This is a genomic window from Jeotgalibacillus sp. ET6 (genome assembly GCF_029667115.1).
Taxonomy (GTDB): domain Bacteria; phylum Bacillota; class Bacilli; order Bacillales; family Jeotgalibacillaceae; genus Jeotgalibacillus.
On record NZ_JARUIU010000002.1, the window covers coordinates 719,585 to 730,971 of the forward strand.

Here is an 11,387-nt window from a genome sequence, read left to right on the forward strand (position 1 = left end):
CTCATAATTCGTTAGGAAAGCTATCGTTAAAATGTGGCATATGTGTTACAATTATGCCGATTCATACTATTGAAATAAAAGAGGGCGAACATCAATCATGGCAGAAAATTTAAATCTTTTTACATCCACTCAAGAGGTTATTCGCGAAGCATTAACTAAAATGGGCTACGATGAGCCTGTATACGAACTAATGAAAGAGCCGATGCGCTTGCTGACAGTCCGCATGCCTGTTCGAATGGACGATGGATCCACCCGTGTATTCACTGGTTACCGTGCGCAGCATAATGATTCTGTTGGACCAACAAAGGGCGGCGTACGCTTTCATCCCGATGTTGATGAGGAAGAAGTAAAAGCCTTGTCAATGTGGATGACATTAAAGTGCGGAATTGTGGACTTGCCTTATGGTGGAGGAAAAGGTGGAATTATATGTGATCCTCGCACCATGTCAATGAGAGAACTGGAAAATCTAAGCCGGGCTTATGTACGGGCAATCAGCCAAATTGTTGGACCGACAAAAGATATCCCCGCTCCCGACGTCTATACCAACTCTCAGATAATGGCCTGGATGATGGATGAGTACAGCCGTATAGACGAATTTAATTCGCCTGGTTTTATTACAGGAAAACCAATTGTGCTTGGCGGCTCACAGGGCCGTGAAAAAGCAACAGCGCAAGGTGTGACCATATGCATTGACCAGGCAGCAAAAAAACGCGGATTGTCTATAAAAGGCGCGCGCGTAGTTGTTCAGGGATTTGGAAATGCAGGAAGCTTCCTGGCTAAATTCATGCATGACGCAGGAGCAAAAGTCATTGCCATTTCTGATGCCCACGGGGCTATTCACGATCCGGAAGGCCTGGATATCGATTATCTGCTGGATCGGCGTGACAGCTTTGGCACAGTTACAACGTTATTTGATAATACGCTGACCAATAGTGAACTCCTTGAAATTGAATGCGATATTCTAGTGCCAGCTGCTGTTTCAAATCAGATCACAGCGGAAAATGTAGACCGTATTAAAGCATCTATTATTGTTGAAGCTGCAAATGGACCTACTACACTGGAAGCCACTAAACGCTTAAACGAACGCGGCGTCCTGCTCGTTCCGGATGTGCTGGCGAGTTCTGGCGGAGTTACGGTTTCTTATTTTGAATGGGTGCAGAACAACCAGGGATATTATTGGACGGAAGAAGAAGTAAATGAAAAACTTGAGAAAAAGCTTATTGACGCTTTTAATCAGGTATATGACCTTTCTCAAAGCAGAAGAGTTAATATGCGCCTGGCTGCCTACATGGTAGGGGTGCGGAAATCCGCTGAAGCCTCACGATTCCGGGGCTGGGTGTAAACATAATACGAAAAGCAGCAGGCATACTGGATGCCTGCTGCTTTTTTAGCATGTTAAAAAAGTGATGCTGATTTAACACGCTTGTTTAGCTAATTGTGGGTTGTGGGTCCACGTCATTTTCTTTTCGGGTTTTTCGGGACACCTCTTCGGATGGTTTAAATAGCAATCCGAGGTTTATTAGTCCGGCGATTCCGACTAATCCATAAATCAAACGAGATAATGCAGCATCCTGACCGCCAAAAATCGCAGCCACTAAATCAAATTGGAAAAAACCAATAAGTCCCCAATTTAAAGCACCAATGATGGTAAGAACTAAAGCAGCACGTTGAATTCCGCTCAACATCTTCCCCTCCTTTACTTAAATAGTTGAAGCAGTATTAGTATGGTGAAGACAGGTTAATCTATACTGGTAATTTTCTTTGCAAAATGGAGGACAGTGAGCATCTTTTTTGCAAACGATCCCTTCATCCACGATAATGAAAAAGAACGTTAAGGAGGCAAAAATTATATGGAAACCTTTACTTTTTACAACCCAACAAAGCTTATATTTGGAAAAGATCAGCTAAATCAATTAAAACAGGAAATTCCCCAATACGGAAAAAATGTCCTGCTTGTCTATGGCGGGGGAAGCATTAAAAAAAATGGTTTATACGACCAGGTAATTTCGGTGCTTAATGAAACTGGAGCATCCGTTTTTGAACTGTCGGGAGTTGAACCGAATCCACGTCTTACTACAGCTGAAAAAGGAATTGATATTTGCAAAACAGAAAATATTGACTTTATTTTAGCTGTTGGCGGCGGAAGCGTTATTGACTGTACAAAACTTATTGCAGCAGGTGCGAAATATGATGGTGAAGCATGGGATCTTGTGACCAAAAAAGCAGCTGCAGAAGAGGCGCTTCCATTTGGAACTGTGCTGACGCTGGCAGCAACCGGTTCAGAAATGAATGCGGGATCTGTTATCACAAATCTTGAAACACAGGAAAAGTACGGATGGGGCAGCCCGGCAACATTCCCGAAATTCTCAATTTTAGATCCTCAAAATACCTTTACGGTTCCTCAGAATCAAACGGTGTATGGAATTGTAGATATGATGTCTCATTTGTTTGAGCAATACTATCACAATACCTCAAACACACCTGTTCAGGACCGCTTAATTGAAGGTGTGCTGAAAACGGTTATCGAAACAGGTCCTAAGCTTGTGGATGACCTTGAAAATTATGAACTACGTGAAACCATCCTATACAGCGGTACGCTTGCTTTAAATGGCATGCTGCAAATGGGCTATCGCGGCGATTGGGCATCTCATAATATTGAACATGCCGTTTCAGCTGTTTATGATATCCCTCATGCTGGCGGACTGGCGATTCTATTCCCGAATTGGATGAAGCATAACCTTGAGGTGAATGAAGGCCGCTTTAAGCAAATGGCAATACGCGTATTTGAAGTAGACCCTGAAGGTAAAAGCGACAAAGAAATCGGTTTGGAAGGAATAGAACGCCTTCGCACTTTCTGGAGCAGCATTGGTGCACCGACGCGTCTTGCTGATTATGATATCACGGACGAAAAAATTGAGGTTATGGCTGATAAAGCAATGATTAATGGAGAATTTGGCAATTTCAAATCTCTTCATAAAGAAGATGTTGTAGAAATTTTAACTGCATCACTATAAACAAAAAGGGGCTTATTTCTCGAAAATACAGCCCCTTTTTGCTAAATTAAAACTGTATCCGTTTTCATTTTTAACCTTTCTTGATTCTCGGTCTTACTTTCGATAAAGTGAAGAAAGGAAATACATTTAACGGAGGAAACGACATGACACATATTCGTTTTGATTATTCTAATGCGCTGGACTTCTTTGGAGAACATGAGCTTACATATCTTCAGGATACGGTTAAACAGGCCCATCATGCCCTTCACGAAGGCACGGGTGCAGGCAGCGATTATTTAGGCTGGATCGATCTGCCGGTAAACTATGATAAAGAAGAATTTTCACGTATTCAAAAATCGTCTCAAAAAATTAAAAATGACTCAGACGTATTGCTGGTGGTTGGGATCGGCGGCTCATATCTTGGTGCACGTGCAGCAATTGAAATGCTTAACCACAGCTTTTACAATGCGATTACGAAAGAGCAAAGAAAAACGCCGCAGGTTATTTTTATTGGAAACAATATTAGTTCCACGTACATGCGCGATGTAATGGATGTACTAGAAGGCAAAGATTTTTCAATTAATGTGATTTCAAAATCAGGTACAACTACTGAGCCTGCGATTGCTTTTCGTATTTTCCGCAAACTCCTTGAAGAGAAGTACGGCAAAGAGGAAGCGAAAAGCCGCATTTATGCCACCACGGATCAATCAAAGGGTGCACTAAAAACACTTGCTGATGATGAAGGTTTTGAAACGTTTGTGGTGCCGGATGATGTAGGCGGCCGCTACTCTGTTCTTACTGCAGTCGGTTTACTCCCAATTGCAGTCAGCGGAGCAGACATTGAAGCCATGATGAAAGGTGCTGCAGATGCACGGGAAGCATACAGTTCTTCAGAGCTGGAACAAAATGAAGCATATCAGTATGCAGCCATTCGTAATGTCCTTTACAACAAAGGCAAAACCATTGAAATGCTCATTAACTACGAGCCGGGTCTGCAGTACTTTAACGAATGGTGGAAGCAGCTATTCGGCGAAAGTGAAGGAAAAGACTTAAAGGGGATTTTCCCTTCATCTGCTAATTTTTCAACAGATCTTCACTCTCTTGGCCAGTATGTTCAGGAGGGTCGCCGTGACTTATTTGAAACTGTCGTTAAAGTAGGGAAGGCGCGTCATGAGTTAACGATTGAGGAAGCTGAAAGCGATCTTGACGGTTTGAATTATTTAGCTGGAGAAACCGTGGACTTTGTGAACAATAAAGCGTTCCAAGGGACTCTTCTGGCACATAACGATGGCGGGGTGCCAAACCTCGTAGTTGAAATTCCGGTTATGGATTCATATACGTTTGGCTATCTGGTGTACTTCTTTGAGAAGGCTTGCGCTATGAGCGGATATCTTCTGGGTGTTAACCCATTTGATCAACCAGGAGTTGAAGCATATAAAGTAAATATGTTTGCCTTACTCGGAAAACCAGGGTTTGAAGAAAAGAAAGCTGAACTTGAAAAACGATTAAAATAAAAAATGAGTGGGTTGAAGCTAAGGCTTTCAACTCACTCATTTTTTTTGCATACCTGCAGTAATCTCGGAAAAACTACTAAAAAAGGATGGTGACGGGCATGATTGAAATTGAATCTTCATTAAACGGTTATGAAACCACATTATATAAACTCGAAACAGCGTTAAAACCCATCGGCTTTTCTGTAGGTGGAGGCTGGGAATACGATCATGGGTATTTTGATTACCGCTTAGCGAAAGAAGGCTGTTATTACTATGTACGTCTTCCTTTTAAGGCAACTACAGGCCTTTTAGATCGGCCAGGTGTTGAAGTAAAAATCGGTGTCCCATTTTTACTTGGCCATCAGTATGAAGATGGAATTGATAAAGATGGAGAAATCGGCAATATTTCTGCCGCGTTTAATCAATTCCAATCCCCTAAAGATGCTGATTCTGATATCCCTGAAGAGTACCAGGAACAAGGAATTAATATTATCAGGAAAGCCGAGACAGCTGTTCAGGTTAATTGACTGAGTGAATCTGTCAGAGCCCTGCCAACAGTTGCGTGGGACTCAACGATCGTGGTTGCACCCGCTTTTTTAGCTGAATCCACATGCTCATGTGTAAGAAGTTCGACGATACAAGGAATGGTCGGATGCAGCCGCCGGATTGTTAAGAGCGTCAAAACAGTCTGAGCATCGGCGGCTTCTTCATCCACATGCTGGTTCGCTGTAATAATTACAGCGCTCCCTGTGGAAAGAGAAGCCTTCTTCAATGTGTCAAAATAGTAGGGCTTTCCTTTTATAAATTGACAAGGACTTGTCTGAAGCAAAGGATGTTTTTCAAGGGAATCATCAATCAGTACCACCGCTTTTGATGCATATTGCTCAAGAAGCCATGAGGTCCGGGCATTCCAGCCAATCAAGATAATGTGGTTGCGTCCAGTATAAGAACGGGTCCCGTCTTCAAGAGCCTGCTGACGAATAAAAGCAGAAGAGGCGATTGTAAAAAAATAACTTGAAATAAGACCAGCACCAAGAAGGATGATTAATACTGTCAGCCAGCGTCCGGCGGCTGAAGCAGGAGCGTAATCACCGTAGCCAACCGTAGAAATGGTAATCAGCACCCACCAGGCACCCTCCCAAAAAGTAGGAAACGTAACCGGTTCAATTACATGAATAAAAATACCAAAAACACTGACAAACAGGCTGATCAAAATAATTAAATACAACCATTTCGGCAATCGCCAAAGTTTCGCCCAGCTCATTCATATCACCTCCCCCTCTAGTGTTGACCACTTTTTCATAAAAATTTCAATTCACCCCTTGTCAGGTGCAAAATAAAACGTATAATATAATATGTACCGTTCGAGGGGCTATAGTTCAGCGGGAGAATGCTTCGCTGGCAGCGAAGAGGTCAGGGGTTCGAATCCCCTTAGCTCCATTAAAAAAATCCTTTAACCGCACTGGTTAGAGGATTTTTTTCTTAAAAAAGATTTTAGTCAGGAGATTTACGGCTGCAAAATGCTTTCAAGTTTTGTTCTAATTGAGATGTCATTTGGTTCAACGTTTTAATCTGCGCTATATATACTCCGCAATTTTCTATGAACCACTTTAAATCAAGGTTTCTCTGTTTTATTTTCTGAATAGTTAATATTTTTAATGTTTGGTTTTATACCTAAATAATTACCAGGCTCAAAGAAAGGTGGAGATCGAATGAAAAGAATTATACTGTCAACAGAGAGCGGGGCAGATTTACCTGCGGATTTAATAGAAAAGCATCAACTTCAAGTCGTTCCCATGCATGTCATCATGGATGGAAAGGATTATCTTGATGGTTCTTTGCCGGTGGAGGAGATCTATAACTACTACAATCGTACAAAAAAAATCCCTTCTACTACCTCCACAAATGCCCATGAATATGAAAAGTTTTTTTCGAGGATTAAAGAAGATTATCCGGAATGTGTGATTGTTCATATCGGCTATACCTCAAAAGCCTCATCATCCTTTCAAAACGCAGTGATCGCCGCAGAACAATTTCAAGATATTTATTTAATTGATGCTTTGAATGTGACAGGAGGATTGACCGCGATCGTCATGTACGCAGCCGAGTTAGTGGAAAAAGAACCGATGGTGAAACCTGAGGAACTGATTGAGAATCTAGAGACGGTTATCGGGAAGTCGAGGCTTGCTTTTATACCGGGAAGCCTGGATTTCTTAAGAGCGGGAGGGCGTGTCAGCAATATTGCTTTTATCGGAGGATCTTTATTAAAGATCAAACCATGCATCGAATTAATTGAAGGGAAGCTAGTGTCTACAAAAAAATATCGGGGGAAAATGTCTATAGTATCAGAAAAACTTATGAAGGATTATTTAGATGAGTTTACAATTGACCGCAATCAGCTTTATTTCATGTTCTCAATTGGATTAGATGAACGTATTAAAAACCGGATGGATGAACTGGCCAAAGAGGCAGGGTTCAAGCACGTGAAATGGATACAAGCCGGTGCAATGATTTCTACTCACTCGGGACCTGGTGGGTTTGGAATCGCAGGGTTGGAAGAATGACGAATAACTCACCAAATCATCTTTTAGAGGTGAAATTCAATTAGAAAGAGGTTGGGACAAATTAGTCCCAGCCTCTCATTCATTTACGCAAACTTCTACGGGCATCTGTCTGAAGAGGAAAGCGGCCGCATTTGTTTGCCGTAGAATTATGAAGAAAGATCCTTTATTGCATAATTAAATTTTTTTAAAAGCTGACCGAAGTTTTGCTGCTCATCTTCCTCCCAGTCATGCAGCAGCTTTGATATTTTATCCAGACGCAGTTTTTTATACTGTGTCAGTTCTTTTAATCCTATTTCAGTAATTCGATAAAAGTAAGCTCGTTTATCGTGGGGAGAGGGGACTCTCTCGACATATCCTTTTTGCTCCAATGATGCAGCCTGTCTGCTTACCGTTGAAATATCCAACTGCAATTCATTCGATAACGTTTTAACACCTGCTGCTTCTTCAACTGAAATCTGATGAAGCAAAAGGTAGGCTGAGCGCACCAGGCTGTCATCTTTCCGATTTGAAGCAATGGAAGTGATTCGTCTGACGAGCACAGCCATCTCAAGTTCTATTGTAGTTAGTGATTCTTTACTCATTTTTCTCTCCACCTTGTCTATTGCTTTTAACACATAATGTTCGTTATTCAAACTAATTGCTTGAATGACGATTTATTTAGTTGTATTATACAATCATGTACTTGTATGATACAACCATTTTACAGAAAGAAGGAGCTTTATGGCAGAACAGCAATCAGTAAAAGAAGCGAAGCCGGCGTTTAATAAACTTCCCTTGCTAATTGTCTTAATTTCAGGGGCTTTCGCCGCGATATTAAACCAGACTCTCTTAGCAACGGCCTTGCCGCATATTATGGAAGATTTAAAACTTGATGCTAATACAGCCCAATGGCTGCAATCTATATTCATGTTAGTCAACGGAATTATGATTCCGATTACCGCATTTTTAATTGAACGATTTACAACGCGGGGATTATTTCTTACCGCAATGGGTTTATTCGGATTCGGGACGCTCATTTGTGCTGTCGCACCCGGTTTTACGGTCTTGATGGCCGGAAGAGTTCTTCAGGCTTCAGGTGCAGGAATCATTATGCCTTTAATGATGACCATTTTATTTTTAATTTATCCAAAAGAAAAACGCGGGGCAGCCATGGGAATGTTTGGGTTAGTGATTGCTTTTGCTCCGGCTATAGGTCCGACACTATCCGGCTGGCTTGTGGATCAGTTTCCATGGAGAAGCTTATTCTATGTAATCTTGCCTATCATACTCATTGATATAGCTGTAGCTTATTTTATTTTGAAAAATATAACCGAACAAAAGTTTCCGAAGCTTGATGTATTATCTATTATTTTATCCACATTCGGGTTCGGCGGTTTGCTATATGGTTTTAGTTCAGCAGGCAGCAGTGGCTGGACAACGTGGGAAGTATCTATTTCCATGCTGGTTGGTTCTATTGCTCTTGTCTGGTTTATTTTAAGACAGTTAAAGCTTGAACGACCGATTTTGCAATTTAAAGTTTTTCAAAACAAAGTCTTCACCATCACCACTATTTTAGGGATGCTGATCTTTATTTCCATGATTGGCGGTGCTGTGATTCTGCCTTTATTTATGCAAAATATGCTTGGGTTTTCTGCTCTTGATTCCGGGCTTATGCTCTTGCCAGGGGCTTTATTAATGGGCATCATGAGCCCCATTACAGGCAGGCTGTTTGATAAATTCGGCGCGAGATGGCTGTCCATTACAGGAATGTCTATTTTAGCGTTATCCACATTTATGTTTACAACCTTAACAGCAGAAACCACCTTCACCTATTTAGCTGTAGTTAACTCATTTAGAATGTTCGGAATGGCGATGGTGATGATGCCGGTGACGACTGCGGGATTAAATCAGCTTCCTGCAAGTTTGATTCCACACGGAACAGCGATGAATAATACGATGCGCCAGGTAGCAGGGGCTGTGGGAACGGCGCTGCTTGTGACCATCATGACCAGCAGTGCACTTCCTGAACAAGGGGTCCAGGGCCTCGTTCACGGAGTAAACACTTCCTTTATGGTGGCAGGCATTTCTGCAGTAATAGGGCTCGTACTCGCCTTTTTTATAAAAAGCAACCCGAAACAAGCCAGAGCTGAAAGACAGAGTGCAACCTAGTTACACCCAGACACAATAAAAGATCCGAACAATTAAGCTGAACCTCTAATGAGATTAGGCTTAGTTGTTCGGATTTTTTTGATTCATTTCCAGCTAAATTATAATGGGCAGATTTTTGAGATAGAAGAGCATTATAAAGGATAAAGAATTATTGTATAAGAACAAAGCAGGGTATCAGGGGATTATTATCTGCTTTCAATTTCAACTCCTGAAACTCCGGGAAGAGCAGAAACAAATGTGTAGATATCCGTTTCCTGCCGTCTTTGATGTACTGATGTAAACAGTTCAATCATGTGCAAGTCATTTTTTATATCCTTGAGTCTGACTTTATCCACTTTAATATTGTCCTGTTCAAGCATTTTTACTACAGGTCCAGCGTAATTAGCATGATGAACAATAATTTTTAAATAAACTTCTTTTTCCTTTAATCGTACGGGCCCAATCCACATCAAAATTATTGGAAGAAGTTCCACGCTGATAATAAGCAAAATAACACCTAAGATGGCTTCCACAAAAAAACCAGCTCCTACAGCAATGCCGATACCTGCTGCCCCCCATATAATAGCAGCGGTCGTCAACCCCGAGATCGTATCATTTCCCCGGTGCAAGATAACGCCTGCCCCTAAAAAACCAATTCCTGAAACGATCTGAGCTGCCAGACGCAGCGGGTCCATTGTGATATTGACATTGTCATCCCCAGGGAAAGAATAAGCCGATTCGATGGAAACAATCGTCAGTAAACAACTGACGATTGAAATTACAAGACTGGTCTTAAGCCCGACCGGTTTTCTTTTTAATTCTCTCTCAAGTCCTATTACTAAACCCAGGAGAGCCGTGAGTCCGAGTTTAATTAATACAATTTGATCTATTTCAAACATTTTGGCACCTCCTTCTTTCCTTTTTTAGTAAGATGTAAATAGCACTCAGAACATATTTTTTATTATACACAGCGCCTGAGTGAATTGGAGGTATTTTATGCATCTAGTAAATAAGAAAGCGTATCTTGCTATTTTAATTGGCGTCATTACCGTTTCTTTTTCCGCTATTCTTGTTAAGCTTTCCAATGCTGAACCGGGAGTAATCGCTTTTTACCGGATGTTTTTCAGTGTACTGTTGTTAACGCCGGTTTTTTTTCTCTACTATAGAAATGAAATAACCAAATTGTCCTTAAAAGACTGGTGCTTTACAGTTATTGCAGGGATTTTTTTGGCCTTCCATTTTATATTATGGTTTGAATCTCTTCAATATACATCTGTAGCCAGCTCTACCGTCCTTGTAACACTGCAGCCGCTTTTTGCATTTGCTGGAGCCTTTCTCTTCTTTAATGAAAGAATAACAAAATCATCCCTTATAAGTGCTTGTATCGCAATCGCTGGAAGTTTCATCATAAGCTGGGGTGACTTTAAAGTAAGCGGAATGGCGCTGTGGGGAGATTTTTTGGCTCTGGCGGCATGCGCTCTTGTTACGGCCTATTTGCTATTTGGCCAGGAAGTAAGAAAGAGGCTTTCAATTGTTACCTACACGTTTATACTGTATAGCATGAGTGCAATCATTCTATTTATATACGTCCTGATTCAGGGAGAATCTTTTGGACCTTTCCAATCGTCTGAATGGATCTATTTTCTTTTACTTGCCATCTTACCGACCCTGCTTGGTCATTCTCTTTTTAACTGGTCGCTAAAATGGATTTCAACTACCTTTATATCTATGGCAATTTTGTTTGAACCGGTTGGAGCTTCTGTTCTGGCCTTCTACATACTTGGCGAAAGTCTGAGGGGTTCACAAATTATTGGAGGGACAGTGGTTATAGCGGGTCTGGCGTTATTCATTTGGAAGGGAAACAGGGAGAGGGGAATTAGAAAAAAAGCATAAGAATAGTAATCTAGTAAAAAATCATATAATCTATTGCATTATAAATTCTTTCATGTTATATTATTACTCGTCCTTAAGAGAGAAAAGCAACGAAGTTGAAAAACACAAGTTAAAAAAAGTGTTGACACAGAGCTTTCCAGGATGTATGATAATAAAGTCGCCTCATTGAGGAAGACCTTTACGAAACAACTTGAACCTTGAAAACTAAACAACCAAAAACGTCAACGTTAGTACAAGAATTACAAGAAACACAATGAGCTTTATCAAACACTTTACGGAGAGTTTGATCCTGGCTCAGGACGAACGCTGGCGGCGTG

The 11,387-nt window shown here is 41.2% G+C and carries 11 protein-coding genes and 1 tRNA gene; 8 read left to right on the forward strand and 4 right to left on the reverse strand.

The window, feature by feature from the left end; genetic code table 11:
* Positions 1 to 97: 97 nt before the first annotated feature.
* Complete coding sequence (locus tag P6709_RS08700; protein ID WP_278240501.1) at positions 98 to 1,342, forward strand: Glu/Leu/Phe/Val family dehydrogenase; 1,245 nt, start codon at positions 98 to 100, stop codon at positions 1,340 to 1,342.
* A gap of 85 nt (positions 1,343 to 1,427) precedes the next feature.
* Here the strand turns inward: P6709_RS08700 and P6709_RS08705 are convergent, their stop codons facing one another.
* Positions 1,428 to 1,682, reverse strand: a complete 255-nt coding sequence (locus P6709_RS08705; protein WP_041060614.1) for a DUF378 domain-containing protein — start codon at positions 1,680 to 1,682, stop codon at positions 1,428 to 1,430.
* Positions 1,683 to 1,850: 168 nt separating this feature from the next.
* On the opposite strand from P6709_RS08705, the gene P6709_RS08710 reads away from it, so the two are divergent.
* From P6709_RS08710 to P6709_RS08720, 3 genes are all read left to right on the forward strand, one after another.
* Positions 1,851 to 3,014 (forward strand): iron-containing alcohol dehydrogenase, encoded by a 1,164-nt coding sequence (locus P6709_RS08710; protein ID WP_278240502.1) that lies wholly within the window; start codon positions 1,851 to 1,853, stop codon positions 3,012 to 3,014.
* Between the two features lie 143 nt (positions 3,015 to 3,157).
* Positions 3,158 to 4,507, forward strand: a complete 1,350-nt coding sequence (locus tag P6709_RS08715; protein WP_278240503.1) for a glucose-6-phosphate isomerase — start codon at positions 3,158 to 3,160, stop codon at positions 4,505 to 4,507.
* Positions 4,508 to 4,605: 98 nt separating this feature from the next.
* The gene (locus P6709_RS08720; protein ID WP_278240504.1) at positions 4,606 to 5,013 is read left to right on the forward strand and encodes a YugN family protein; all 408 of its coding nucleotides are present in this window, start codon (positions 4,606 to 4,608) and stop codon (positions 5,011 to 5,013) included.
* On the opposite strand, the gene P6709_RS08725 is transcribed toward P6709_RS08720, so the two are convergent.
* Positions 5,001 to 5,750, reverse strand: a complete 750-nt coding sequence (locus P6709_RS08725) for a potassium channel family protein (protein WP_278240505.1) — start codon at positions 5,748 to 5,750, stop codon at positions 5,001 to 5,003. The two genes, P6709_RS08720 and P6709_RS08725, sit on opposite strands and share 13 nt — an antisense overlap.
* Positions 5,751 to 5,854: 104 nt before the next feature.
* Between P6709_RS08725 and P6709_RS08730 the strand changes: the two genes are divergently transcribed.
* Both P6709_RS08730 and P6709_RS08735 read left to right on the forward strand, forming a co-directional pair.
* Positions 5,855 to 5,926: transfer RNA gene (locus P6709_RS08730), tRNA-Ala, on the forward strand.
* A 272-nt stretch (positions 5,927 to 6,198) separates the two neighbouring features.
* Positions 6,199 to 7,050, forward strand: a complete 852-nt coding sequence (locus P6709_RS08735) for a DegV family protein (protein WP_278240506.1) — start codon at positions 6,199 to 6,201, stop codon at positions 7,048 to 7,050.
* Positions 7,051 to 7,196: 146 nt separating this feature from the next.
* On the opposite strand, the gene P6709_RS08740 is transcribed toward P6709_RS08735, so the two are convergent.
* Complete coding sequence (locus P6709_RS08740) at positions 7,197 to 7,631, reverse strand: MarR family winged helix-turn-helix transcriptional regulator (protein WP_278240507.1); 435 nt, start codon at positions 7,629 to 7,631, stop codon at positions 7,197 to 7,199.
* Positions 7,632 to 7,770: 139 nt separating this feature from the next.
* On the opposite strand from P6709_RS08740, the gene P6709_RS08745 reads away from it, so the two are divergent.
* Entirely contained in the window at positions 7,771 to 9,198 is a 1,428-nt protein-coding gene (locus P6709_RS08745; RefSeq protein ID WP_278240508.1) for an MDR family MFS transporter, read from the forward strand.
* A gap of 185 nt (positions 9,199 to 9,383) precedes the next feature.
* Here P6709_RS08745 and P6709_RS08750 read toward each other — a convergent pair whose 3' ends face one another.
* Complete coding sequence (locus tag P6709_RS08750) at positions 9,384 to 10,076, reverse strand: MgtC/SapB family protein (RefSeq protein ID WP_278240509.1); 693 nt, start codon at positions 10,074 to 10,076, stop codon at positions 9,384 to 9,386.
* Positions 10,077 to 10,173: 97 nt separating this feature from the next.
* On the opposite strand from P6709_RS08750, the gene P6709_RS08755 reads away from it, so the two are divergent.
* Positions 10,174 to 11,070, forward strand: coding sequence for a DMT family transporter (locus P6709_RS08755; protein WP_278240510.1), 897 nt, complete (start codon positions 10,174 to 10,176; stop codon positions 11,068 to 11,070).
* The last annotated feature ends 317 nt before the right edge of the window (positions 11,071 to 11,387 follow it).